General features: G+C 35.6%; 28 protein-coding genes. 16 read left to right on the top strand and 12 right to left on the bottom strand.

Annotation, left to right across the window (positions count from 1 at the left end):
• Position 1: 1 nt before the first annotated feature.
• A complete protein-coding gene (locus tag ACU8DI_RS02655) occupies positions 2-886 on the bottom strand; it encodes a hypothetical protein (protein WP_447111185.1) in 885 nt (294 codons plus the stop codon).
• Positions 887-976: 90 nt separating this feature from the next.
• On the opposite strand from ACU8DI_RS02655, the gene ACU8DI_RS02650 reads away from it, so the two are divergent.
• On the top strand, positions 977-1,636 hold the full coding sequence (locus tag ACU8DI_RS02650; RefSeq protein ID WP_447111184.1) for a ComF family protein: 660 nt from the start codon (positions 977-979) through the stop codon (positions 1,634-1,636).
• 73 nt (positions 1,637-1,709) lie between these two features.
• Positions 1,710-3,314 carry an Ig-like domain-containing protein gene (locus ACU8DI_RS02645; protein WP_447111183.1) on the top strand — a complete coding sequence of 535 codons (1,605 nt, stop codon included), beginning with the start codon at positions 1,710-1,712 and terminating at the stop codon, positions 3,312-3,314.
• Here the strand turns inward: ACU8DI_RS02645 and ACU8DI_RS02640 are convergent.
• The 4 genes from ACU8DI_RS02640 to ACU8DI_RS02625 all read right to left on the bottom strand — a co-directional run bounded on the left by ACU8DI_RS02640 (position 3,301) and on the right by ACU8DI_RS02625 (position 6,329).
• Positions 3,301-4,080 (bottom strand): amidohydrolase, encoded by a 780-nt coding sequence (locus tag ACU8DI_RS02640; RefSeq protein WP_447111182.1) that lies wholly within the window; start codon positions 4,078-4,080, stop codon positions 3,301-3,303. The two genes, ACU8DI_RS02645 and ACU8DI_RS02640, sit on opposite strands and share 14 nt — an antisense overlap.
• A 9-nt stretch (positions 4,081-4,089) precedes the next feature.
• Positions 4,090-4,581: a hypothetical protein gene (locus ACU8DI_RS02635; protein WP_447111181.1), complete on the bottom strand. Its 492-nt coding sequence runs from the start codon at positions 4,579-4,581 to the stop codon at positions 4,090-4,092.
• On the bottom strand, positions 4,578-5,108 hold the full coding sequence (locus ACU8DI_RS02630; protein WP_447111180.1) for a hypothetical protein: 531 nt from the start codon (positions 5,106-5,108) through the stop codon (positions 4,578-4,580). Before ACU8DI_RS02630 ends, ACU8DI_RS02635 begins: the two co-directional genes overlap by 4 nt.
• A gap of 78 nt (positions 5,109-5,186) precedes the next feature.
• Positions 5,187-6,329 (bottom strand): methionine aminotransferase, encoded by a 1,143-nt coding sequence (locus ACU8DI_RS02625; RefSeq protein ID WP_447111179.1) that lies wholly within the window; start codon positions 6,327-6,329, stop codon positions 5,187-5,189.
• Positions 6,330-6,477: 148 nt separating this feature from the next.
• Between ACU8DI_RS02625 and ACU8DI_RS02620 the strand changes: the two genes are divergently transcribed.
• Positions 6,478-7,188 (top strand): hypothetical protein, encoded by a 711-nt coding sequence (locus tag ACU8DI_RS02620; protein ID WP_447111178.1) that lies wholly within the window; start codon positions 6,478-6,480, stop codon positions 7,186-7,188.
• A 68-nt stretch (positions 7,189-7,256) separates the two neighbouring features.
• On the opposite strand, the gene ahcY is transcribed toward ACU8DI_RS02620, so the two are convergent.
• On the bottom strand, positions 7,257-8,570 hold the full coding sequence (gene ahcY, locus ACU8DI_RS02615) for an adenosylhomocysteinase (RefSeq protein ID WP_447111177.1): 1,314 nt from the start codon (positions 8,568-8,570) through the stop codon (positions 7,257-7,259).
• A gap of 132 nt (positions 8,571-8,702) precedes the next feature.
• Between ahcY and ACU8DI_RS02610 the strand changes: the two genes are divergently transcribed.
• The 8 genes from ACU8DI_RS02610 to ACU8DI_RS02575 all read left to right on the top strand — a co-directional run bounded on the left by ACU8DI_RS02610 (position 8,703) and on the right by ACU8DI_RS02575 (position 15,897).
• The gene (locus ACU8DI_RS02610; protein ID WP_447111176.1) at positions 8,703-9,329 is read left to right on the top strand and encodes a 4'-phosphopantetheinyl transferase family protein; all 627 of its coding nucleotides are present in this window, start codon (positions 8,703-8,705) and stop codon (positions 9,327-9,329) included.
• A complete protein-coding gene (locus ACU8DI_RS02605) occupies positions 9,329-10,060 on the top strand; it encodes a geranylgeranylglyceryl/heptaprenylglyceryl phosphate synthase (RefSeq protein WP_447111175.1) in 732 nt (243 codons plus the stop codon). Before ACU8DI_RS02610 ends, ACU8DI_RS02605 begins: the two co-directional genes overlap by 1 nt.
• A complete protein-coding gene (locus ACU8DI_RS02600) occupies positions 10,057-10,317 on the top strand; it encodes a thiamine-binding protein (RefSeq protein ID WP_447111174.1) in 261 nt (86 codons plus the stop codon). The genes ACU8DI_RS02605 and ACU8DI_RS02600 overlap by 4 nt, the downstream gene beginning before the upstream one ends.
• Positions 10,301-10,942, top strand: a complete 642-nt coding sequence (gene pnuC / locus ACU8DI_RS02595; protein WP_447111173.1) for a nicotinamide riboside transporter PnuC — start codon at positions 10,301-10,303, stop codon at positions 10,940-10,942. The genes ACU8DI_RS02600 and pnuC overlap by 17 nt, the downstream gene beginning before the upstream one ends.
• Complete coding sequence (locus tag ACU8DI_RS02590) at positions 10,894-11,469, top strand: AAA family ATPase (RefSeq protein WP_447111172.1); 576 nt, start codon at positions 10,894-10,896, stop codon at positions 11,467-11,469. Before pnuC ends, ACU8DI_RS02590 begins: the two co-directional genes overlap by 49 nt.
• Positions 11,466-13,022 carry a DUF4301 family protein gene (locus tag ACU8DI_RS02585; protein ID WP_447111171.1) on the top strand — a complete coding sequence of 519 codons (1,557 nt, stop codon included), beginning with the start codon at positions 11,466-11,468 and terminating at the stop codon, positions 13,020-13,022. The genes ACU8DI_RS02590 and ACU8DI_RS02585 overlap by 4 nt, the downstream gene beginning before the upstream one ends.
• Positions 13,022-13,429: an alternative ribosome rescue aminoacyl-tRNA hydrolase ArfB gene (gene arfB / locus ACU8DI_RS02580; protein WP_447111170.1), complete on the top strand. Its 408-nt coding sequence runs from the start codon at positions 13,022-13,024 to the stop codon at positions 13,427-13,429. Before ACU8DI_RS02585 ends, arfB begins: the two co-directional genes overlap by 1 nt.
• Positions 13,430-13,713: 284 nt before the next feature.
• On the top strand, positions 13,714-15,897 hold the full coding sequence (locus ACU8DI_RS02575) for a TonB-dependent receptor (RefSeq protein ID WP_447111169.1): 2,184 nt from the start codon (positions 13,714-13,716) through the stop codon (positions 15,895-15,897).
• Positions 15,898-15,964: 67 nt separating this feature from the next.
• On the opposite strand, the gene ACU8DI_RS02570 is transcribed toward ACU8DI_RS02575, so the two are convergent.
• On the bottom strand, positions 15,965-16,390 hold the full coding sequence (locus tag ACU8DI_RS02570; RefSeq protein WP_447111168.1) for a Rieske (2Fe-2S) protein: 426 nt from the start codon (positions 16,388-16,390) through the stop codon (positions 15,965-15,967).
• Positions 16,391-16,558: 168 nt separating this feature from the next.
• On the opposite strand from ACU8DI_RS02570, the gene greA reads away from it, so the two are divergent.
• Both greA and ACU8DI_RS02560 read left to right on the top strand, forming a co-directional pair.
• The gene (gene greA / locus ACU8DI_RS02565; RefSeq protein ID WP_447111167.1) at positions 16,559-17,032 is read left to right on the top strand and encodes a transcription elongation factor GreA; all 474 of its coding nucleotides are present in this window, start codon (positions 16,559-16,561) and stop codon (positions 17,030-17,032) included.
• An 88-nt stretch (positions 17,033-17,120) separates the two neighbouring features.
• Positions 17,121-17,510: an HIT family protein gene (locus ACU8DI_RS02560; RefSeq protein ID WP_447111166.1), complete on the top strand. Its 390-nt coding sequence runs from the start codon at positions 17,121-17,123 to the stop codon at positions 17,508-17,510.
• Here the strand turns inward: ACU8DI_RS02560 and ACU8DI_RS02555 are convergent, their stop codons facing one another.
• Both ACU8DI_RS02555 and ACU8DI_RS02550 read right to left on the bottom strand, forming a co-directional pair.
• Positions 17,511-17,864 carry a hypothetical protein gene (locus ACU8DI_RS02555; protein ID WP_447111165.1) on the bottom strand — a complete coding sequence of 118 codons (354 nt, stop codon included), beginning with the start codon at positions 17,862-17,864 and terminating at the stop codon, positions 17,511-17,513.
• Positions 17,865-17,873: 9 nt separating this feature from the next.
• A complete protein-coding gene (locus ACU8DI_RS02550; RefSeq protein ID WP_447111164.1) occupies positions 17,874-19,058 on the bottom strand; it encodes a sensor histidine kinase in 1,185 nt (394 codons plus the stop codon).
• A 151-nt stretch (positions 19,059-19,209) separates the two neighbouring features.
• Here ACU8DI_RS02550 and ACU8DI_RS02545 point away from each other — a divergent pair, with 151 nt between their 5' ends.
• From ACU8DI_RS02545 to aat, 3 genes are all read left to right on the top strand, one after another.
• Positions 19,210-20,079 (top strand): flavin reductase family protein, encoded by an 870-nt coding sequence (locus ACU8DI_RS02545; RefSeq protein ID WP_447111163.1) that lies wholly within the window; start codon positions 19,210-19,212, stop codon positions 20,077-20,079.
• Between the two features lie 44 nt (positions 20,080-20,123).
• Complete coding sequence (locus ACU8DI_RS02540) at positions 20,124-20,495, top strand: DUF3127 domain-containing protein (RefSeq protein WP_447111162.1); 372 nt, start codon at positions 20,124-20,126, stop codon at positions 20,493-20,495.
• Positions 20,496-20,750: 255 nt separating this feature from the next.
• Positions 20,751-21,404 carry a leucyl/phenylalanyl-tRNA--protein transferase gene (aat, locus tag ACU8DI_RS02535; protein WP_447111161.1) on the top strand — a complete coding sequence of 218 codons (654 nt, stop codon included), beginning with the start codon at positions 20,751-20,753 and terminating at the stop codon, positions 21,402-21,404.
• Here aat and ACU8DI_RS02530 read toward each other — a convergent pair.
• The 3 genes from ACU8DI_RS02530 to ACU8DI_RS02520 are packed head-to-tail and all read right to left on the bottom strand — an operon-like array spanning position 21,369 to position 23,173.
• Positions 21,369-22,055 (bottom strand): DUF2490 domain-containing protein, encoded by a 687-nt coding sequence (locus tag ACU8DI_RS02530; protein WP_447111160.1) that lies wholly within the window; start codon positions 22,053-22,055, stop codon positions 21,369-21,371. The genes aat and ACU8DI_RS02530 overlap by 36 nt on opposite strands.
• Positions 22,036-22,623 carry a hypothetical protein gene (locus tag ACU8DI_RS02525; protein WP_447111159.1) on the bottom strand — a complete coding sequence of 196 codons (588 nt, stop codon included), beginning with the start codon at positions 22,621-22,623 and terminating at the stop codon, positions 22,036-22,038. The genes ACU8DI_RS02530 and ACU8DI_RS02525 overlap by 20 nt, the downstream gene beginning before the upstream one ends.
• Positions 22,610-23,173 carry a DNA-3-methyladenine glycosylase I gene (locus ACU8DI_RS02520; protein WP_447111158.1) on the bottom strand — a complete coding sequence of 188 codons (564 nt, stop codon included), beginning with the start codon at positions 23,171-23,173 and terminating at the stop codon, positions 22,610-22,612. Before ACU8DI_RS02520 ends, ACU8DI_RS02525 begins: the two co-directional genes overlap by 14 nt.
• Positions 23,174-23,179: the final 6 nt, after the last annotated feature.

Here is a 23,179-nt window from a genome sequence, read left to right as displayed (position 1 = left end):
GTTATTTTAATTGTACTTGTGTACTTCCTAATTTTCTATTCTTATGAAATATCGAAATATAGTAAGTTCCACTAACGAGAGGTTGTTCATCAATATCTGCATCGACATCAATACACACTTCTGAAACTTGATTATTATAGTTGATAATTTGTTTCTCACTGTAGATTAAAGACGTATTACCAAAATTGATAGCACCTTTATCGGCAACCACATTATTTTTTGGATTGACGACCTGTACGTAAATTTCTTTTTCACCTGCTTTAGTCAATGAATTTTCAGCTAGAGTGAAACAAACCTCGATACTTTCTACGTGTTTTGCTTTATTGCTAGAACGTTTCGCACCAAAAAATTTCTCATAGCCCTTTGCCTTGAATGAGTTGGCTGTAAGTTGGGCGCCTTTTTCGATACTTTTTTCTAAATTTTTATTCACTCTTTGCAAAGAGCTATTGGCTAACTTTTGTTTTTTAAGTTCATTATAGGCAAACAGTTTTTCTTTCTCTAAACCTTCATTAACTTCATCTAAGGAGTCTATGGTTTTAAATAAAGTCTTATTTTTAAGTTTGATTTGGTAGAGTTGCTGTTTGAATTTGGATAAGACTGAAAGGTCGCTGCGAAGTAACTTTAGAGAGTCTAAAGCTAATTGCGTGTTTTTTCTAGCATCTTCAAGTTGAGATGTAATCAGATTATTTGAAATTGAAACGTCATCATAGCGTGTGATCATTTGGGACAATTCACTTTCAACTAGCTTCTTTTCCTGTTCAATAAATTCTTGGTGCGCTACAATGGATTGGTAACTTGTAAAACTGTAAACTGTTAAAACTGCGACCGCGACTATTAAAGAACCAATTATTAATCTGTAGTTAAATGATTGAGGGTTAACTATCATTATTAATATCGTTATTTTATCTTGCGAAACTAGATAATATGTTATAGATACTTAATTTTAATCGTTGAAATGATAAAAAACTTGTTAAACATGTTTTTTCCCGAAGTTTGTCGGGCTTGTGGTAATCATTTGTCAGATAATGAATTACAAATTTGTACGAATTGTCGACATCAATTGCCCTTAACTAATTTTCATAGCGATAAAGAAAATGCGGTTCATAAAATACTGTATGGAAGAGTACCGTTGGAACATGCGACAGCTTTATTACACTTCTCCAAAAAAGGCATCGTTCAACAGCTGATGCACAATCTAAAATATAGAGGTCATGAGTCTATTGGGCAATTTCTAGGAGAGTGGTTAGGTAATGAACTTCAAACAGAAACTGGCTATTCTGAGGTAGATATAGTGATTCCAGTGCCATTGCATAAATCGAAATTGAGAAAACGAGGATACAATCAAGTGGACCTATTTGGTAGAGCGCTGGCTACTTCTCTGGATGCTGAATACAATCCTTCCGTGCTTATCAAATCGGTGAATTCTAAAACGCAAGTCTTTAAAAATCGTCTCAATAGAAACTTTAAAGCAACTAACGACTTTGAAATCGTAAATGGGTCAAGTTTAGAACATAAACATATTCTGTTAGTAGATGATATCATTACTACGGGAGCTACAGTGGAAAGCTGCGCGAGCCAACTCTTAATGATTGAAGGACTTAAGTTAAGCTTGGCGACTATGGCTATAACAGATTAGTCTGTCAAAACCACGTTAATTGTTTTGAGTATAGGGCAAATAAGTTGTTAATTTGTTGAAATTTGAATTTTGCATGCATAAGAATATTTTACAAGGATTGGTTGTCATGGTCTTGCTGCTATTGATTGTTAGTTGTGCCAATAGAGGTACACCTGCTGGTGGGCCAAAAGACGTAGAAGCTCCTAAAATTTTAAGAGCGACTCCTGAAAACCAAACCACCAATTTTACTGGTAATGAAATAAGGATTTATTTTGATGAATATGTCAAAATAAAAAATTTGCAAAAACAATTGATCATTTCCCCTCCAATGAGTACCGATCCAACAATAACGCCTTTGGGTACGGCTAGTAAATACATAAAAATTATTATCAATGACACTTTAGAAGCCAATACAACTTATGCTTTTAATTTCGGACAAAGTATCGTGGATAACAATGAGGAAAATCCTTATGACTATTATAAATATGTTTTTTCAACAGGCGATTATATAGATTCACTAACTGTGAAGGGACAAATTTTAGATGCTGAAAACAGAAAGCCTGATGCCTTTGTATCGGTGATGCTGTATGAGCGCGATTCTACCTATACGGACTCAACGGTTTATAAGCAGAAACCGCGATATATTACAAATACCTTGGATAGTTTAACCACATTCAGTATTGAAAATATAAAGTCCGGGACCTACAAACTTGTCGCTTTGAAAGATGAAAACGGTAATTTTACCTATCAACCTAGTACTGATAAAATAGGTTTTTATGAAGGTTTTATTGAAGTACCTACAGATTCTTTTTATACCATTAAACTATTTAAGGAAGAATTAAACTTCGACGCGAAAAGGCCTAAACAAGTGGCAGGCCAAAAAATTGCTTTTGGTTATGAAGGTGATCACAAGGGTATGACGATTGAAATGATTGGTCAAAAACCAGACGGTTTTCAAACTCGCATTACCAAAGACCCTACAACCGATACACTATACTATTGGTACCAACCGAAAATTGAGCTGGACTCAACTCAATTTATTGTTAGGAACAAAAGTTACATCGATACGTTAGACTTCCGATTTAGAGATATTGATAAAGATTCAATGGTTGTAAGTATGGCTTCCACTGCCAATTTGAATTTTGCGAATGACTTTCAGATAACTGGAACGATTCCATTTACCAAAATAGACCAGAGGCAAATAGCTATTTTAGATAAGGATTCCTTGAATGTAGCATTTGAAACTAGCTTCGATTCGTTAGCAAATAGGTATAACTTTCAATTTGAGAAACAAGAGTCTCAGCGTTATAACATCACGATGTTGCCAGGTGCTTTAGAAGATTTTTTTGGTAACGTCAACGATACCCTAAGCTTTAGCGCTAGAACAAAATCTTATGCAGATTACTCTAACATTCGAATTACCTTGAGAAATGTCAATTATCCTGCAATCGTTCAATTGACAACCGATAAAGGTCAAGTGAAATATGAACAATTTGCAGAAAAAGAACAGTTGTTTGATTTTAGGAATATTGAACCAGGCAATTATTATTTAAGGGTGATATTCGATACTAATGGCAATCAGAAATGGGATTCTGGAAATTATTTACAACAGTATCAACCAGAGCGTATAAGTTATTATCCTGATTTGATAGACGCACGGGCTAATTGGGATCCAATTATTGAGTTTATTCTAAAATAAACGTATCGCGATCATCTAAAAAACCTAGCTTTTTCCTGTATTTTGTTAGGTGTTCTTTATAAAGGGTCACCATCTCTGTGACTTCTTTGTCTTCGGGAATGATATCTATGCGCTCACCCAAAGCATCATAGGCTGCAGAGTGTCCTGAATATTCATAGTCATTGCCATCTAAACCCACACGATTTACACCCAGACAATAACTCATGTTTTCAATGGCTCTTGCTTTTAATAAGGCGGTCCAAGCAGCAACTCTTACTTTGGGCCAGTTAGCCACATAAATCAAAACATCATAATTAGAGGTGTTTCTTGACCATACCGGAAATCGAAGATCATAACAAACTAATGGATTGATTCGCCAACCATGATAGTCTATAACACACAACTGATGACCAGCTTGATACACCTTTTGTTCACCTGCTAATGTGAATGTATGTCGTTTGTCATAGTGCTCCACTTGACCATTTGGGTGCACAAATAATAAGCGATTATAGTAATTATCGGCTTCTGTAATAATAACACTTCCTAGGATAGCTGCTTTTTTTTGTTTGGCCATTTGTTGCATCCAAGATACCGTATGCCCAGACATAGTCTCAGCCATAGGTGCTGCGTTCATAGTAAAACCTGTCGTGAACATTTCAGGAAGCACAATAAGGTCTACAGGTTCGAGAATCGCTGTGATTTTGTTTGTGAAATTAATCCTGTTTTGTTCAGGGTTTTCCCAAACTAAGTGCGCTTGTAATAATGCTATGTTTAATTGCTCTTTCAAATATTTTGACTAAAGTTTCTTTTTAGCTCTCTCGGCATCCTCTTTCAAATTCTCCAATTTTTTAAGCCATTTTGCATCATCCTCAGGAGACAGTTTTCCTTTACGCTTGAGTCTGTCATATTTCTTTTGAGCCTCTTTATATTTTTTACTGGCTTTTTCAAATTTCTTTTGAGCTTTTTCTTTTCGTTTGAGTTCTTTTTCAGCCTTTTTTTGTGCTTTTTCAGCTTTTTTAATTGATTTTTCAGCCTTTCGCATCTCTTTTTCAAGATTTTCAGCTTTTTTTTCAGCTTCTTTTTGAAGTTTTATTTGTTCTGAAATTTTAGTCGCGCGTTCTAATATGGCTGATTTTTCTTTAGCGTTTAAAGTGGCGGTCACATCTTTTCCATCTAAAAAGATTTTTTCTTTTTTAACTTCATAGGTTTTACCGTCTTTTTTTACTTCCTGTGCATTCGCAGAAATACTCACAAATACAATAATGAGTATGGCAATAAATTTATTCATAGGTCTTTTAATTTATTTAAGTTTTGTTTTGCTTTTTCTACCTTTAGTTCTAGATCTTCCAATCTTTTTTGCCATTTCTCCTCGTCTCTAGGAGATAATTTTCCATCCTTTAATAATCGTTGGTATTTTTCTTGCTTATCCTGTAATTTTCTCTTGGCCTTCGTGAAATCATCTCTCGCATCCTTTAGTTTTTCACGTTGCTTTTCTAATGCTTTCTGCTTTTTCTCTAAGGCTTTTTCTTTCCGTTTTGCTTCCTCCTGAATTTTTTCTAATTCCTCTTGTTTTTTCTCTAGAGCCTCTTGGCGTTCTTCAGCAGCCTTTCGCGCTGCCATTTTTTCTTCAAGGGTTTTATTGATGATTTCCTTTTCATTCTTGGTTAGTTGGTCTGTGACGTCTTCACCATTACGCATAAATGTATCGCCTTTGACCTCATAAATTTTACCATCGTTGGTAATAACCTGTTCTGAACTACCACAAGATACTAAAATGCTTATAAAAATAAGCGTCAAGAGTTTTTCAAATTTCATAGATATGTATATGTTGGTTCCTGTTATAATAAACACAATGTTCTTAGATAAGTCACCGATTTAAAAAAGATTTAACATTTAAATGGCGTTCAGAATTTCTGCTGCTTTTTGTAAAGTTTCCTCAGTTTTAGCGAAGCAAAAACGCAAGACTTTGTCATCACGATTTTGATCGTTAAATGCAGAAAGCGGAATGGAAGCAATGCCTTCTTCAATTGTTAAGTGTTTTGCAAAGGCTATATCTGATTTTTCAGTGATTTCTGAAAAATCCAAGACCTGAAAATAGGTGCCTTTTGAAGGCGTGAATTTAAAGCGAGAATGACGAATAAGCTCCAAAAAACAATCTCTTTTCTCTTGATAAAATTCAGATAAGCCTGTGTAATGATCGGGTGTTTTTAAATACTCTGCCAAAGCAACCTGCGTAGGGTGGTGTACTGAAAACACATTAAACTGATGGACATTCCGAAATGCTTCCATTAATGGTTTCGGCGCACAGCAATACCCAATTTTCCAACCCGTATTATGAAATGTTTTCCCAAAAGAGGCTGTGATAAAACTGCGTTCTTTTAGCTTTGGGAACCGACAAACACTTTGGTGGATTTCACCATCAAAAATAATATGCTCGTACACTTCATCACTCAGTATGATAATATCTGTATTGTCGGTTAGTGCTTGTAGTTTCAGCATATCTTTTTCGCTCATAACAGTGCCACTTGGATTATGAGGTGTATTGATTATAATCAATTTGGTTTGGCTTGTGATGTTTTTCGCAACTGCTTGCCAATCTATAAGATAATCTGGCGCTTTAAGGGGAATCGAAATTGTTTTTCCACCATTGAGTTCTATGGCAGGTTGGTAACAGTCATAAGCCGGTTTAAAAATAATGACTTCATCACCAGGCTTGACAAATGTGGAAATGATTGTAAAAATAGCTTGAGTGGCTCCAGCGGTCACCGTAATTTCTGATTCAGGATGGTAACTTGTATGATAAAGGCCTTCAAATTTTTTGGAAATTGACTCGCGTAAGGCTAACACACCTGGCATTGGCGCATATTGATTTTTACCCGAATTCATAGCTCTTGTTACGGCCTCGATAAGTACTGGGTCACTTTTGAAGTTCGGAAAACCTTGTGATAAGTTAATAGCATTGTGCTTCTGAGCTAAGGCGCTCATAATTGAAAAAATAGAGGTTTCGACTGACGTTAGTTTCGGTTGTATCTGCATTATGTAAAGATACTAATATTGATTGGTCATAATAATTTGAGTTATAAAGAGTTCTTATTTTATGAAACCAGCCTGTTATAAAGTCCTGTTAATCCTATTATTAGTTAGCTTGATGCATTGTCAATCTTTCTCGGAAAAGCCAGTGGTTATGGAACTCACTGAACAGACTGTCATATCAGAAAAGCCAGAACTCATAAATACGCCTTCCATGGATTCCGTTAAACTCGGTCTTAATTTTAAACCGACGGGACGTTATCAAGACATTTTAGAAGCTATCGAAACCGATAGAAGATTTTTTAAACAATTTTACGCTACACAAAAGACTAAAGCCATTGACAGTGTTTCCAATTATCTTTATACAACCTTGTTGAATGAGCTCGTGCCACATTGGTATGGCACCGAATGGGATTTTAACGGTTATACCAATGTTCCAAATAAAGGGGAAATTGCCTGTGGTTATTTTGTATCTACAACACTCAAGCATTTAGGTTTTGACTTAAATCGCTACAAAATGGCACAACAAGCAGGTTTGCTAGAAGCTCAAGTTTTACAACCCAAATCGGAACTTAGGTCCTTTTCCAATAAATCATTTGAGGTTTTAAAACAACAACTCAATGCTGTTTATACCAATGGTATTTATTTTGTGGGACTCGATAATCATGTAGGTTATGTCCTGATAAAAAACAAGGAATTATATTTTTTACATTCCAGTTATTGTGATGATAAGGTCGTGATTGAATTGGCCGAGACATCACCCTGTTTCTCTTCAAATTATTATGTATTTGCAGAAATATCAACAAATAGAGCACTCTTGAAGAAGTGGCTATTTAAAGAGCATTTACCAGTACCGCTCCAATAAGTGATTATAAAAAAGCCCTTACTAATGGTAAGGGCTTTAATGGGATACCTTTATTTAAAAAGTATTACTTAGTATCTGTAATGTTCAGGTTTGTAAGGACCTTCAACAGTAACACCAATGTATTCCGCTTGATAGTCTTTTAACTCTGTAAGTTCGACACCAATTTTTTCTAAGTGTAACTTTGCTACTTTTTCATCGAGATGTTTTGGTAACATGTACACATCGTTTTCATACTTATCACTGTGATTCCAAAGTTCAATCTGTGCTAATGTTTGGTTTGTAAACGAGTTACTCATTACAAAACTAGGGTGACCCGTAGCACAACCAAGGTTGACTAATCGTCCTTCAGCCAATACGATGATATCCTTTCCATCGATGGTGTATTTGTCAACTTGCGGCTTAATGGTGTTTTTCGTATTTCCATAGTGCTCATTTAACCATGCCATTTGGATTTCATTGTCGAAATGTCCAATATTACAAACAATAGTCTTGTCTTTCATTCCTTTAAAGTGTTCAGCACGCACAATATCTTTGTTTCCTGTCGTGGTAATCACGATATCAGCGTTAGCCAAAACAGTTTCCAGTTTTTTCACTTCAAAACCATCCATGGCAGCTTGAAGCGCACAAATTGGATCAATCTCAGTGACCGTAACGATACTACCAGCTCCTTTAAAAGACGCTGCCGTTCCTTTTCCAACATCGCCATATCCGCAAACAACCACACGTTTTCCGGCAAGCATAACATCTGTTGCACGACGAATAGCATCTACAGCACTCTCTCTACATCCGTATTTATTATCAAATTTTGATTTCGTTACAGAATCATTGACATTGATGGCTGGCATAGGAAGCGTTCCTTTTTTTACACGCTCATAGAGTCTGTGAACACCTGTAGTGGTTTCTTCAGAAAGTCCTTTGATACCAGATGCTAATTCTGGGTATTTATCTAAAACCATATTGGTTAAATCTCCACCATCATCAAGAATCATATTTAATGGTTTACGATCTTCACCGAAGAATAAGGTTTGCTCAATACACCAATCAAATTCTTCTTCAGTCATGTCTTTCCAAGCATAAACTGCTGTTCCTGCATCAGCAATGGCCGCTGCAGCTTGATCTTGTGTAGAGAAAATGTTGCAAGAACTCCAAGTTACTTCCGCACCTAAGGCTTGTAAAGTCTCAATAAGTACCGCAGTTTGAATAGTCATATGCAAACACCCAGCAATTCGAGCACCTTTAAGGGGCTGTTCATTCTTGTATTCTTCACGAAGACTCATTAGTCCAGGCATTTCTGCTTCTGCCAATTCAATTTCCTTTCTTCCCCAAGCGGCAAGAGACATGTCTTTTACTTTGTAAGGAACGTAAGTCATAGTTTTATCCATTTGTCTTTTTTCTAAAATTTTATATCAATATTGCTTTGGTTTTAGAGCTTAAAATTGGTTAAATTCGCTCTTCTAAACACGTAATTTCGCTAAATGCTGTGCAAAGATAACTATTAAGTTTCAGATAATTAAATGCCACTTTATAAAACTATTCATCAAAATCCTCAGACCATAATCAAAATTTGGAAGATTACCGAATCTTATGATGTTTTGATGGAGCCATTAGACCTCAAACCAAATAGTCTGGAACGTGTTCTTGGGATGAAAAGTGAACTGCATCAACGAGGGTTTTTGAGTGTGCGTCATTTATTAAGAGATTTTGGTTACACAGATCAGGATTTGTACTATGATGCTAATGGGAAACCACATTTAAAGGATGGCAAGCATATTTCAATTACGCATTCGTTTACGTTTTCAGGTGTTATCATAAGTGATTCGGAAGTGGGTATTGATATTGAAATGCAAAGAGACAAGATTGCTATTATCGCCAAGAAGTTTGTGGACTATGAGTTTAACTACTTATCAAAAAACGATGAAGATTACGTTAAAAAACTTACCGTGATTTGGGGAATCAAAGAATCGCTTTACAAGTTATTCGCCACGCCTGGAATGCTATTTAGAGAGCATTTTTTAGTCATTCCTTTTATGTTGAACGATGGCGAAACCATTGCTTGGATTGATTACAAAAATAAAAAATACAGATACCAAACGTTTTTTCTAGAGTTTGAAGGGTTTACTTGTGCTTATGTAACAACTTAATGGGACTGGTCTATAACAACATATTGGCGTCAATCGCACAAAGAGAAAAAGGATTAGCTGTCTTAATTGATCCAGACAAAGCCATTTTGAAAGATCTTCCGGAATTTTTAAAAAAGTTACATCATTCTATTGCCACACATATTTTTGTAGGAGGGAGTACAGTTGATGATGCAGCCACTCAGATTTTAGTGAATGAATTAAAAAATCTTACGAAGTTGCCAGTGGTGTTGTTTCCTGGTGACATCACTCAAATTACCAATCAAGCTGATGCCTTGTTATTTTTATCATTGCTCTCTGGTGATAATCCAGAGTATCTTATTGGTCAACATGTAAAAGCAGCCTCTAAATTAAGAGTGTCGCCATTGGAAGTGATACCTACAGGATATATTTTAATTGAAAATGGCAAACCAACATCGGTACAGCGTGTGACGCAAACACATCCCATTCCAAGAGAAGATCAACAACGCATAAGAGATACAGCGAAGGCTGGTGAACTATTAGGGATGAAGCTCATTTATTTAGAAGCAGGAAGTGGTGCCTTACATCCTGTGCCACATGAAATCATTAGCTTTGTAAAAAAGGACCTGAATATTCCTTTAATTGTTGGTGGAGGTATCAGGTCGATTCAACAATTAGACGAAGCTTATGATGCTGGTGCTGATTTGGTAGTCATTGGGACTGCTTTTGAGGAGGACACCTCTTTTTTTGAACACTTAAAAACAAGCAAATGAACATATCTGTAGAATTAACTTTAACACCATTACACGATACTTATGAACCTGCCATTATTCATTTTATCAAGCAGTTAAGGGCTTCTAATTTGAAGGTTTTGGAAAACCCCTTAAGTACTCAAGTATACGGTGATTACGATGAGGTCATGCGTGTTTTAACTACGGAAGTCAAAGCAGCATTTGAACTGATTGAGAGAGGCTTATTACATATGAAAATCGTAAAATCTGATCGCTACGATTATGAACCCCATTTTTGAGTTTTTTTTAAACCCTTACAGAGAAAGGGATACGCATTTAATTGTGCTAGAAGCAATCGCTTTTGTCTTTGGGATTGCTAGTGTGGTTTATGCCAAAAAGGAAAATATATGGGTATATCCAACAGGACTCGTAGCCACAGTCATTACCGTATATATTTTTCTAGAAGATGAATTAATGGGCGATATGATGATGAATTTTTATTATTCGGTTATGAGTATTTATGGTTGGTGGAATTGGTCTCGAAAAAAGGAAGATGTTTATGTTGTGCCTATTTCTAGAACGAACACTAAAGAAAAGCTTATTGGGTTCCTTATGTTTTTGGTCACTATGATTGTTACTTATTTGGTATACACCGCCTATGGTACAGAGATTAATACCTCAAATTATATCGATATTTTCACATCTGGTATATTTTTTACGGCGATGTGGTTTATGGCCAACAAAAAACTTGAAAATTGGACCTTATGGATTTTTGCTGATATTATTACCGTACCATTGTATGCCTATCGTGGTTGGGGTATGTTATCGCTACAATATTTAATTTTTACCGTCTTGGCAATCCAAGGCTATTTCGCATGGAAGAAGCGCTTAAACAATTCAAAAACGGAAATTCAGAGATCATAAAGGTCGTGCTGTTCGGTCCTGAATCTACTGGAAAGTCATCATTAGCTAAAGCATTAGCTCATCATTTTGACACGTCTTATGTTAAGGAATTCTCTCGTATCTATGCTGAAAAAAAAGCCAATCAAAACCAAGAATTGACTAAAGTTGATGTCATGCCAATCGCCATTGGCCAAATGCAATTGGAGAACGAACAGGTCAAAAAAGTTAATGAATTATTGATTTGTGATACCGATTTGTTAGAAACACAAGTATATTCGCAATATTATTATGATGGATATTGTCCAAAGCTCGTTGAAAAATATGCAAAGACAAATTCCTATGATTTGTATTTTTTGACATACATTGATACGGTTTGGGAAGCCGATGGCATTCGTGATAGTCCGCATAATAGATTAGAGCTTTTTAAACGGTTTGAACAGGCACTAATAGCCACAGGGAAACCTTATGTGTTAGTAAAGGGGAATTTTGAGCAACGGCTAGAAACCTGTATCTTACATGTAGCAAAACTTTTAAAACAAAACCATTGAAATTTTCAAATAAAGACATAGCACAAATAGAAGCTAAGGGGCTCACGGTAAAAAAGATTGAACAACAAATCGAACTTTTTGAAAATGGCTTACCCTTTTCAAATTTGGTATCCGAAGCTACAATAGGTAATGGCATTATACGACTATCAAATGATAAAATTTCAAAATACGTTGCTAGTTTTGAATCCAAGAAAGACAATATATCTATTCTGAAATTTGTGCCAGCTTCTGGAGCGGCAACGCGTATGTTTAAATTCTTATTTAAGTTTCTTGAGGAATACGATATCAGCAAAGAGAGTATCAATTCTTATATTAATAGGAATAAAAATCAGGACTTGTCATTGTTTTTTATCGGACTTGAAAAATTTCCTTTCTACCATATTGTTCAAGAAAAATTACAAGATACCTATCCGGATTTTCAGACATTATCAATTAATGAACAGCGACTAAAGTTCGTTAAAATGATGCTGGACGAGGATAAACTCGATTATGGGAATTATCCAAAAGGCTTATTGCCATTTCATGAGTATAAAAACCAAATAATTTCAACAGCTTTTGAAGAACACCTTTTTGAATCGGCATTGTATTCTTCTGAAGGTGAACCGACCAAATTGCATTTTACGATTTCAGAAAAACACGAAGATAAGTTTGATTGCGAATTCAAGCGTATTGAAGAAAAGGTCGAAAAGAAAACGGGTTCAAAATTTGATATTTCATTCTCTTATCAAAAGCAAGCTACAGATACTATTGCCGTCACACCAAAAAACAAACCTTTTAGGAATGAGGATGGTTCCGTACTTTTTAGACCTTCTGGTCACGGTGCCCTTATTGAAAATTTGAATGACCTAAAATCAGACATCATTTTTATCAAGAATATTGATAATGTGGTTGTCTATAAGTACAAAGATGAGGTCGCCAAATACAAAAAGGTGTTGGCAGGTATTCTCTTAGATATACAGGAACAAGCGTTTAACTATTTAGAAATTCTTGAGGCTGATACCTTATCGGAAGATCAGTTGATAGAAATTGCAGAATTCTTAGCTAATAAAATGAATGTTCGAATTAGTTCAGAATTTGAAAAATATTCCTTGAAATACCAAATCGAATATTTGGTTGAAAAACTCAATCGTCCTATTCGTGTCTGTGGTATGGTTAAAAATGAAGGAGAACCTGGAGGTGGTCCGTTTTGGGTGAAGGATGAAAGTGCCAATATCTCTTTACAAATTGTTGAGTCTGCTCAGATTAATAAAAAGAATAAGAATCAGAAAGCAATTTTAAAAAATGCGACACACTTTAATCCAGTAGATATTGTTTGTGGGACTAAAAACTATCGAGGTGAAAAATTTGATCTGAGATCGTTTGTTGATTCCAAAGCCGCTTTTATCACAATGAAAACGAAAACTGGAAAAGATCTGAAGGCGCTGGAGTTACCGGGTCTTTGGAATGGAAGCATGGCCAATTGGAATACCATTTTTGTTGAGGTGCCACTTATAACTTTTAATCCAGTTAAGACGGTAAATGATTTACTTAAAGCGCCACACCAAATTAAGTAATGTTTGATGAACAAGCCATATTAAATGAATTGAGTTTCAAAGCTATTCGAAGTTCTGGTGCAGGCGGTCAGCATGTGAATAAGACGGCTTCTAAAGTAGAATTGACCTTCGATTTGGAAGCTTCCGAAGTCCTATCAGAAGCACAGAAGATGCTACTCAAATCCAACCTTCAAACGCGATTAACAAAAGCCCATGTATTGATTCTGCAATGTGGTGAAAGTCGGAGTCAGCATAAAAATAAAGCAACTGTCATTGAACGTTTTCTGAATATCATTAAGGAAAATTTAGAAGAGGAAAAAGAACGTATTCCAACGAAAGTGCCCAAGGCAGTTGTTAAGAAACGACTTAAAAGTAAACGGAAAATTTCTGAGAAAAAGGCCAACAGGAAACCACCAGAAATAGATTAATTTTCGAACTTATAAAAAAAGTAATAATCTTCTTCATCAATTAGAAAACTCCCTTATCTTTGCATCGTTCTCAAAAAAGGGGTGCCTATTTTCGGCTGAGATCATACCCATTGAACCTAGAACAGGTAATGCTGTTTAGGAATAGAACGTTCGGAAAAGTTTGAAATAATTTATGGACACTACACAAGTATTAAGGTGTTTTTCACAGGCTTTCTAATCGTTCATTTGTATCAATTTTAATAAAGAATAATGACCTCTTTTTATTCGATTATATGGTAATCGTAATGAAAAATGTATGTGCTTTTTTATGTCTTTTTACACTCTCGATGAGTGTGTTTTCACAAGAAAAACAACAAGACTCCACAAAAACGGAGAAGTTAGATGAAGTTTTGGTAAAAGCTGTGAGGGTAGAGGCGACATCACCAATCACCCATACAAACGTGACCAAAAAGCAATTAGCAAAACGTAATCTCGGACAGGATATTCCAGTGCTGTTAAATTATTTACCTTCTGTAGTAACGACTACTGATGCTGGTGCAGGTGTAGGTTATACTGGTATTCGAGTTCGAGGGATTAATGCTCAATCAACAAATGTGACAATCAATGGAATTCCCTACAACGATGCCGAATCTTTAGGGACCTTTTGGGTGAATTTAGGAGATTTTGCATCTTCGGTAGAAAGTTTACAACTGCAGCGAGGTGTTGGGACATCCACCAATGGTTCAGGAGCGTTTGGTGCTAGTATCAACGTGCTAACTGATGCTGTTTCAAAAGACGCTAGTGGTGAAATATCAAATTCTTTCGGAAGTTTTAATACGCGGAAACATACGGTGAAATTTAGTACTGGCTTATTAAACGAACACTTTGAAATAGCAGGTCGCTTATCCAATATTGCATCCGACGGTTATATCGACAGGGCAGAAACGGATTTAAAATCGTATTTTCTACAAGGCTCCTATATCGATGATAATACATTAATAAAGGCTATCACTTTTGGTGGTAAGGAGGTGACGTATCAAGCCTGGAATGGGATCGATGCTCAAACACTCATTGATGATCGAACATTTAATCCTTCAGGTATCTATACGGATGCCAATGGCAACACGCAGTTTTACGACAATGAAGTTGATAATTATAATCAAGACCACTACCAATTACATTGGAATCAGCGCTATAACAATCAATGGTCTACAAATGTAGGCTTAAACTACACTTATGGTCGTGGTTATTTCGAGCAGTATCGAGAGGATGAAGCTTTTGAAGATTATGATTTGACACCCTTGGAAATCGGAACTGAAATTATTAATACGACAGATCTCATAAGACGTCGTTGGTTGGATAACGATTACTTCGTGGTCAATACCAATGCGAATTATAAAAACGACAAGATAAATATGATTTTTGGTACATCTTACTGTTTTTATGATGGTGATCATTTTGGTGAAATTATCTGGGCGGAATTTGCGAGTGACAGTCAGATTAGAGATCGTTATTATGAAGGTAATGGCAAAAAGTCTGATTTGAGCTTTTTTACAAAGGCAACTTATAGAGTTAGTGATAAGGTTAGTTTGTACGGGGATTTACAAATGCGATTAGTTGGATACAAGACTTCGGGATTAACGTCTGATAGAATTCCTTTTAATGTAGATGAAAACTACAGTTTCTTTAATCCGAAAGCAGGAATCACCTACAAATTGAACTCACAAAATAGTTTGTATTTTTCCTATGCACGTGCTAACAGAGAACCGAATCGGGATGATTTTCAAAACAACGCCACAGTAAAACCTGAACAGCTGAACGATTTTGAATTGGGTTGGAGACACGATGCTGAAAAGTTTAGATTGTATGTGAATGGCTATTATATGCTTTACAATGAACAATTGGTTCTCACAGGTCAAATAGATAATGTTGGAAATCCTATTAGAACCAATAGTGGTGACAGTTATCGTTTAGGACTTGAGATAGATGCGGCTGTTGCTATTTCCAAAAGTTTTTCTGTGCAGCCAAACCTTACGGTAAGTTCTAATAAAAATAAGCAAACGTTTAATTCAGTTAATGGAGAATTGGTGAACTTGGGTAAAACAGATATTTCCTTTTCACCAGAATTGATTGCTGCTAATGCTTTCGTTTATCAACCAAAAGACGGATTTCAACTATCGCTTTTAAGCAAATTTGTAGGTGAGCAATTTATGGGTAATACAGAAAACCCTGATTCAAAACTGGAAAGCTATTTTGTCAATGATTTTAATGTCACGTATGAATGGAAAACCAACGCTGTTTTTGAGTCTGTTGTTTTTACCGGATTGGTGAATAATATTTTCAACAAAAAATATGTCTCTAATGGTTATTTTGGGTCCTTTGATTTTGAGGATTCAGAGAGTCCTACAGGAATTACAACCGGGTATTTTGCAGGCTATTACCCACAAGCAACAACTAACTTTTTGTTAGGTGTGACCCTAAAGTTTTAGGAAGTTAATTTTAAGGTGATATAAGGGCATTCTATTAATTCAGGATGCTTTTTTTGATGTCATCTGCTTAATTGCTAATGGTTAAATTGTTTCCAGAGACCGTCACACGGTATTCCTTGAGCCCACAAGGGAGTGGGTCGTTTAAGGCTTGTCCTGTATAAAGATTGTATTCATTCTCGTCTGCACAACCACAGGTGACATTTATACCGTCAATCTCTAAAAAAGAACAACTTGAAGGTGCGTGATTAGGGTCGCTGGCATCCCAAGCTCTAAAATTACCATTACCCACATTGGTGACGTAAACGCCTTGGTTGCCTTGGTTGGGAACATAAACCGTATTGCTCGTGAACATTAATTGATTGTATTGTGGCAAATTGAGATTTAGGGTGAAATTGACACCTACATTTAATAAGAAATTACAGTTGTTGATGTTGTCATTGCCACCGCAATTTGTTAGTAATAAGAGGTATAAGACGCAGGTAAGTCTTTTCATAGCATTGTTAAAATTTTGACGCAATTTACAATAATTTAAAGGTTGAATTAAATATTTTGTATCTTTGTATTCGAATCTCGTGATAGCGGGATTTTTTTTATGCTGAACCCTGGTATTGAACATGAAACAAATAGAATTCAGCAATTTTTATTATTAAACGAATGAATTATGAGTAAAGTATCTTATTATACTCCTGAAGGATTAAAAAAATTAAGAGACGAGTTGCGACAACTCAAAGATATTGAACGCCCAAAGGCATCGCAAGCAATTGCCGAAGCAAGAGATAAAGGTGATTTAAGTGAAAATGCTGAATACGATGCAGCGAAGGAAGCTCAAGGCTTATTAGAAATGAAAATTTCTAAATTAGAAGAAACTTTATCTGGTGCGCGTGTGATAGACGAGTCTCAAATGGATACATCCAAAGTACTCGTGTTATCTAAAGTGAAGATTAAGAACCAAACCAATGGCATGGAGGTGACCTACACATTGGTCGCTGATGGCGAAGCTGACTTGGCATCAGGAAAAATTTCTGTTAACTCGCCAATAGGAAAAGGGCTTTTGGGAAAATCGGTAGGTGAAGTAGCCGAGGTTCAAGTGCCTAATGGTGTCATGAAATTTGATATTTTAGAAATAAGTAGGTAGACTTAGATACGACTGCCGAAAAGATTAGAAAAGATTCCTATTCCATAGGAATCTTTTTATATTTACATTGGTTCTAAAACTCTTAACTATGGCATCTATTTTTACCAAAATTATCAATGGCGACATTCCGTGTTATAAGGTAGCAGAAACGGATGATTATTTAGCCTTTTTGGATATCAATCCTAATACCGAAGGCCATACATTGTGTATTCCGAAAAAAGAGGTTGATAAGCTTTTCGATTTGGATGAGGCTACTTACCATGGACTTATGGAATTCTCTCGACAGATAGCCATTGCATTAGAGAAAGCTGTGCCATGCGAACGCATTGGAATGACTGTCATTGGATTAGAAGTGCCTCATGCACATGTTCATTTAATTCCTCTAAAAGGGATGGATGATGCCAGATTTATAAATAAAGTGACACTCGATCAAGACAGATTTGAGGCTTTAGCTAAGCGCATCGCATCTTTTTTATAGTTATAGCTTTATAACACCACTAACTAAAAGTAACACGACAACTATGAAAATAGCATCGGCTATGATGATGAACCAAGCTAGTTGCTTTAATTTAAATGATTGTGGCTTGTGTTGCACTGCTCGTTGTTGATAGGCTACCACTTGCTCAATGTCATCCGTCCAACGTACAGGAAAAATGTCAGTATGACAAGTGTTGCAATGCATTTCGTTGATAACATTATTGGTAATGGCCTTATATAAGGCATTCTCCTTAAAACCTTGCTTAAAGGTCAATTGCAGCCCGTCATTGGAATAGCACTCCGGACAATTATTGTTGAGTTGTACCTCCTTTAATGTAAAATACTGTTGCTCCATGATAGGTAACTAAGATAATAATTTCAATGATATTTGCATGGTTGTTCCGATACCGATTTCAGAATGAAGTACTTTAATTTTACCATTATGATAGTCTTCAATAATACGTTTTGCTAAGGACAAGCCTAATCCCCAACCACGTTTTTTTGTGGTATAGCCTGGTTGGAATACCGCATTAAAGTTTTGTTTTGAAATGCCTTTCCCAGTATCAGACACAGTCACTTTTACATATTTATCATCATAACTTAAGACCAATTTTAAAGCGCCTTTGCCTTTCATAGCGTCAATCGCATTTTTGACTAAATTTTCGATGGTCCAACTGTACAATTGCGGATTGAGATTTACGTACAAAGCTTTATCAGGAAGAGCAATATCAAAATCAATTAATTTAGAAGATCGGCTCTTAAGGTATTCATACGAGTCTTTCGTTTCTTTAACAATATCTACCCTATCCAACGTTGGAACAGATCCAATTTTGCTAAAACGATCCGTAATGGTTTGTAATCGCGTTATGTCTTTTTCAATTTCTTTGAGATATTCTGGCTTGACATTTTCTGTTCTTAAAATTTCAGTCCAACCAACCAAAGATGACAATGGTGTACCAATTTGATGGGCTGTTTCTTTGGCCATTCCTGTCCATAACTTATTTTGATCGGCCGTTTTCGAACTTTTATAAAAGAAATAAGCAACTGCCGCAAACAGTAATATAATTAGGAGTAAGGCTAAAGGATAGTATTTTAATTTGTTTAATAATGGAGAGTTGCCGTAATATAAAACTTTGTCATACCCTTCTATTTTTATGGGTGCATTTTCTTTACTGAATTGAGTAATTAAAGCTTTTACATTTTTATAAACATAGGCGGAATCATTTTCCTCTTTACCAGTAATATTTCTATAATTGACAATGCTAGAATCAATTTCAGTTAATATCATTGGTGTACTATTGTTGTTGTCCAAAATCTCTAATGCCAAATCTAAGTCACCAACAACATCATCACTATTGTTGGTAAAAGATGCTGCAATAGCTTGTTGATAATCGCGCTGTGCAGAGGACCAGATTTCCATTTTGCTGCGCTCTTCAGCTTTGAAATTTTGGAAGAATGCGTAAGTATTCCATAAAATAAGGGAGATGATAATAAATGAAGCCACAATGATGATCCATCGCGTCATATTTCGGTTTATGGTTAAAGCCATTAACTATGATTTTGAATTTTAAATATAAAGGATTTATGTTAATAATATTGTGTTGAGATATCTTGAATTCATTTTTATAACATTGACAATATGGTTACATTTGCATTTCAATAACTTGAAGCGCTAGCATTTAAGGGGAAATCAACAACAAATGGCATCTTATAATCCAAAAGATTTAACAACAGGACGACTACACGCTTATTTATTAAGTGCTGTGGCACCGAGGCCGATTGCATTTGCTAGTACTGTAGATGTTGATGGTAACCCGAATTTGTCGCCCTATAGTTTTTTTAATGTCTTTAGTGCGAATCCGCCCATAATGATTTTTTCACCTGCAAGACGCGTTCGAGATAATACAACCAAGCATACCTTGGAAAATGTTGAAGCTACAAAGGAAGTTGTTATTAATGTCGTCAATTATGATATTGTGCAACAAATGTCGTTAAGTAGCACGGAATATGCCAAAGGGGTGAATGAATTTGAAAAGGCTGGATTGACCATGCTAGAATCTGATATCGTAAAGCCTTTTAGAGTGGCGGAGTCTCCAGTGCAATTTGAATGTAAGGTGAATGAAATTGTGCATTTAGGAACTGAAGGTGGTGCTGGGAATCTCGTGATTTGTGAGGTTATAAAGTTGCATATTTCTGATGATGTTCTAGATGATAAGGATGTGATTATTCAAGAACGATTGGATTTGGTTGCTAGAGCGGGAGGAAGTTATTACAATCGTGCAAAAAAAGGGTTTTTTGAAATTCCAAAGCCATTAACTACTTTAGGAATTGGCGTTGATGCCATGCCTTTGCAAGTAAAAAACAGTATGGTTTTAACGGGAAACGACTTAGGTATGTTGGGAAATGTACCGTCCTTACCAACGCAAAATGACATTGATAATTTTATCGATACTGTAAGTGAACGCTATCCTAATATTAAGGATATGTCACATCATGAAAAACATAAAATTGCCAGAAACTATTTAAGTTATGGTGATGTAGACAGCGCATGGAAATTGCTGCTGTCGTAAAATATAATGAGATACAAAATTTAATAAACATAAGTAATACAAAAATGGAAGTACAAGGAAAAATCAAAATGATTGGAGAAACTCAAACGTTTGGAAGTAATGGGTTTAGAAAGAGAGAATTGGTAGTAACGACAGAAGAACAATATCCACAGCATATTTTGGTTGAATTTGTTCAAGATAAGACGGATTTGCTCAATAACTATCAAGTTGGACAATCTGTAAAAGTAAATATTAACCTTAGAGGTAGAGAATGGGTAAATCCTCAAGGTGAAACGAAATATTTCAATTCTGTTCAAGGATGGCGAATTGAAGCTTTGCAAGCGGAAGGTGATAACATGCCACCTGTGGCACCAACAGAAGCTTTTGAACCTGCAACGAATTTAAATGAAGACGATCATGATGATCTACCATTTTAAGGTCGTGTAGCAAATTAACATTAGAAAGCCCTCATTAAAAAATGAGGGTTTTTTTATGTAAAAAAAGTCCCGAAAACTCGGGACTTAGTAAGTGGTTTTAGGTTTGACCTTTATAAACAAACTCAAAAAAAAGCAATGATGAACAAAAATTTAATTCACAAAGATCAAATCAAATATGGTGAATTTTCAAAAAATTTCAAAGTTAATACTTAGTTTTAACATTGCTTAATCGCTTCATTTTTAGAGAACAATCTTATGTATGTACTGAATAATGATATGGTGTTTCCTGATGTCTCTTTGGCTTCTAAAGAGGGTATTTTAGCCATAGGAGGTGATCTATCTGCTGAACGACTTATTTTAGCCTACCGAAGTGGTATTTTTCCTTGGTTTGAAAAAGAAGAGCCACTTTTATGGTGGTCGCCAGACCCGAGATTTGTCTTATTCCCAGAGGATTTAAAAGTGTCTAAAAGCATGAAACAAGTCCTTCGAAATAGTGATTTTGAAGTGACCGTAAATACAGATTTTAAGGCGGTCATCGAACACTGCGCTGCCATAAAACGCTTCGGACAACAAGGTACCTGGATTACAAATACGATGATAAATGCTTATGTTAAGTTGTTTGATTTGGGTTTTGCCAAATCTGTTGAGGTGTGGTTAGAAGATCGTTTAGTAGGAGGCTTATATGGCGTTGACGTTGGGAATGGGGTTTTTTGTGGCGAAAGTATGTTTAGTCTCGTGAGCAATGCCAGTAAAGTAGGATTTATAACATTGATACAAAACTCAAACTATAAGTTAATCGATTGTCAAGTTTTTACCAACCATCTTGCCTCATTGGGCGCTAAGCATATTTCAAGATCAACATTTCTTGGATATTTAAATGTTGAAGGTTATGGACGAATAAAAGAATAAGGTCTCTTTAACAGCTAAATTGAATTTATCCAACCGAAGTTCTAAACCAAAATCTAAATTCAATTCTTCTGATAATAAAAGACCAATATTTGGCGAAATCCTATATTCTAGTTCAGGTTTAAGAATGTTTGAGGTCGTTAATAACCCTTCATTTGTGATGACGAAATACGTTTCACCATAATCCAGTTTTAGCCCTTGAAGTGGCACATCTATCGCAAATCTGTATCTAAATCGGAAAGCTGTAAAATTATTATAAAATCGCTGTTCAGATCTAAAGCGATGACCAAAACGGAGTGTTCTATACAAAGATTTAATATTGTATTGCTGTGTCAGTCTAAATTCATTGCTGGAATTTGAATCAAAAAAACGCCTGTTTCTCAACATGATTCCTAGTGCAATACTTTGCTTTAAGTCTAATTTTAAGGTTGAAAAATGACCAACTTGTAATTGCCTTAAACGGTATTGAGCGTTGCTGTTTTCAACAACATAGGCACGAGAACTGAGCTCAAAGTTAGCGCTATAGTTTTTTGAGAATCCATGCCGGAAGGTCCAATCGTGCTCATGAAAAACTTCGGTATCCTTCTGAGCTAAACTTATAGTGGACCAAAATAGAAAACATAGGAAAACAGTTCTAATACATAATATATTCATAGCTTTCTGGCACCAAATTTCTTGTCCTTATAAAATTTCCGTGAGCGTCAAAAGTCACTTCTTGAAGCTTCCATGATTTATTTTTTTTGAGCGCAACAATCATTTCATAGTTAGGGCTTAATTTATTTATATCGTAGTAAATATCTTCAATAAATTCAGAAAGTGAGTCTTGTGGTTGAAAGACATACTGCTCTTGAATTTTCACAATATCATATTTGTCTGAATGCGTTTTAAAATACGTTTCAATATGCTGAAATATCTTAATAGGAACTTCTTTTTGCTTAATTTGAATTTCAACATCTTCAAGAATTCCAGACTGATTGAATTCTACACTATGCCAATGACCATTGTATTTAAATTTACTTTCATAACTTGTCTTGTCACCATCTGTTTCGTAATAAAAACGTTGTCGTTTGGCGTTTTTAGGGGTTTGAGAGATCACAGTTTTAGAATACTCCGGAAACGCGTTCATTTCAATCCTCGCTTCTTTTTCATTTTTAGTTTGTGAAAGACCAAACGAAAAGCAAAGTGATGCTATTAACCCGAAAAGAACCTTATACTTCCTCATATCTAAAACAATTAATTTCGTGATCGTTCACCATCCCAGTGGCTTGCATATGTGCATAAACAACCGTTGAACCCACAAATTTGAATCCGCGTTTTTTCAAATCTTTACTGATGGCATCACTCAACGGAGTATTTGCGGGCGCTTTTTTATAATCTGTTATTTGGTTTTTAATCGGTTTACCATTGACGAAACCCCAAATATACTTTGAAAAGGAACCAAATTCTTTTTGCACTTCCATAAATGCTTTGGCATTGGTAATTGTAGCCTGTATCTTGAGTTTGTTTCTAATGATACCTTCATTACTTAATAGCTCATCGATGTTCTTCTGATTGTATCGAGCAATTTTTTTATAATCGAAGTGGTCGAACGCTTTTCTGAAGTTTTCGCGCTTTCTAAGAACGGTAATCCAACTCAAACCCGCTTGAAAGGTTTCTAGTATTAAAAATTCAAATAAGGAGTCATCATCTGTAACTGGCACACCCCATTCTTCATCGTGGTAAGCTTCATATAACGGATCTCCAAGGCACCAACCGCATCTGTGTTTTTCCATAAACAT

It is taken from the genome of Psychroserpens sp. BH13MA-6 (assembly GCF_052983595.1).
This window is presented reverse-complemented; position numbering and strand designations above follow the sequence as displayed.

What these genes read in the sequence shown, in the direction of transcription:
- ahcY (WP_447111177.1), bottom strand. Translation starts at nt 8,570, where the DNA reads ATGGATAAAACTATGACTTACGTTCCTTACAAAGTAAAAGACATGTCT.
- ACU8DI_RS02575 (WP_447111169.1), top strand. Translation starts at nt 13,714, where the DNA reads ATGAAAAATGTATGTGCTTTTTTATGTCTTTTTACACTCTCGATGAGT.
- ACU8DI_RS02630 (WP_447111180.1), bottom strand. Translation starts at nt 5,108, where the DNA reads ATGAAATTTGAAAAACTCTTGACGCTTATTTTTATAAGCATTTTAGTA.
- ACU8DI_RS02545 (WP_447111163.1), top strand. Translation starts at nt 19,210, where the DNA reads ATGGCATCTTATAATCCAAAAGATTTAACAACAGGACGACTACACGCT.
- ACU8DI_RS02560 (WP_447111166.1), top strand. Translation starts at nt 17,121, where the DNA reads ATGGCATCTATTTTTACCAAAATTATCAATGGCGACATTCCGTGTTAT.
- pnuC (WP_447111173.1), top strand. Translation starts at nt 10,301, where the DNA reads ATGAACCCCATTTTTGAGTTTTTTTTAAACCCTTACAGAGAAAGGGAT.
- ACU8DI_RS02530 (WP_447111160.1), bottom strand. Translation starts at nt 22,055, where the DNA reads ATGAATATATTATGTATTAGAACTGTTTTCCTATGTTTTCTATTTTGG.
- greA (WP_447111167.1), top strand. Translation starts at nt 16,559, where the DNA reads ATGAGTAAAGTATCTTATTATACTCCTGAAGGATTAAAAAAATTAAGA.
- ACU8DI_RS02520 (WP_447111158.1), bottom strand. Translation starts at nt 23,173, where the DNA reads ATGGAAAAACACAGATGCGGTTGGTGCCTTGGAGATCCGTTATATGAA.
- ACU8DI_RS02600 (WP_447111174.1), top strand. Translation starts at nt 10,057, where the DNA reads ATGAACATATCTGTAGAATTAACTTTAACACCATTACACGATACTTAT.
- ACU8DI_RS02555 (WP_447111165.1), bottom strand. Translation starts at nt 17,864, where the DNA reads ATGGAGCAACAGTATTTTACATTAAAGGAGGTACAACTCAACAATAAT.
- ACU8DI_RS02645 (WP_447111183.1), top strand. Translation starts at nt 1,710, where the DNA reads ATGCATAAGAATATTTTACAAGGATTGGTTGTCATGGTCTTGCTGCTA.
- ACU8DI_RS02650 (WP_447111184.1), top strand. Translation starts at nt 977, where the DNA reads ATGTTTTTTCCCGAAGTTTGTCGGGCTTGTGGTAATCATTTGTCAGAT.
- ACU8DI_RS02605 (WP_447111175.1), top strand. Translation starts at nt 9,329, where the DNA reads ATGGGACTGGTCTATAACAACATATTGGCGTCAATCGCACAAAGAGAA.
- ACU8DI_RS02620 (WP_447111178.1), top strand. Translation starts at nt 6,478, where the DNA reads ATGGAACTCACTGAACAGACTGTCATATCAGAAAAGCCAGAACTCATA.
- aat (WP_447111161.1), top strand. Translation starts at nt 20,751, where the DNA reads ATGTATGTACTGAATAATGATATGGTGTTTCCTGATGTCTCTTTGGCT.
- ACU8DI_RS02525 (WP_447111159.1), bottom strand. Translation starts at nt 22,623, where the DNA reads ATGAGGAAGTATAAGGTTCTTTTCGGGTTAATAGCATCACTTTGCTTT.
- arfB (WP_447111170.1), top strand. Translation starts at nt 13,022, where the DNA reads ATGTTTGATGAACAAGCCATATTAAATGAATTGAGTTTCAAAGCTATT.
- ACU8DI_RS02570 (WP_447111168.1), bottom strand. Translation starts at nt 16,390, where the DNA reads ATGAAAAGACTTACCTGCGTCTTATACCTCTTATTACTAACAAATTGC.
- ACU8DI_RS02655 (WP_447111185.1), bottom strand. Translation starts at nt 886, where the DNA reads ATGATAGTTAACCCTCAATCATTTAACTACAGATTAATAATTGGTTCT.
- ACU8DI_RS02540 (WP_447111162.1), top strand. Translation starts at nt 20,124, where the DNA reads ATGGAAGTACAAGGAAAAATCAAAATGATTGGAGAAACTCAAACGTTT.
- ACU8DI_RS02625 (WP_447111179.1), bottom strand. Translation starts at nt 6,329, where the DNA reads ATGCAGATACAACCGAAACTAACGTCAGTCGAAACCTCTATTTTTTCA.
- ACU8DI_RS02550 (WP_447111164.1), bottom strand. Translation starts at nt 19,058, where the DNA reads ATGGCTTTAACCATAAACCGAAATATGACGCGATGGATCATCATTGTG.
- ACU8DI_RS02635 (WP_447111181.1), bottom strand. Translation starts at nt 4,581, where the DNA reads ATGAATAAATTTATTGCCATACTCATTATTGTATTTGTGAGTATTTCT.
- ACU8DI_RS02610 (WP_447111176.1), top strand. Translation starts at nt 8,703, where the DNA reads ATGCCACTTTATAAAACTATTCATCAAAATCCTCAGACCATAATCAAA.
- ACU8DI_RS02590 (WP_447111172.1), top strand. Translation starts at nt 10,894, where the DNA reads ATGGAAGAAGCGCTTAAACAATTCAAAAACGGAAATTCAGAGATCATA.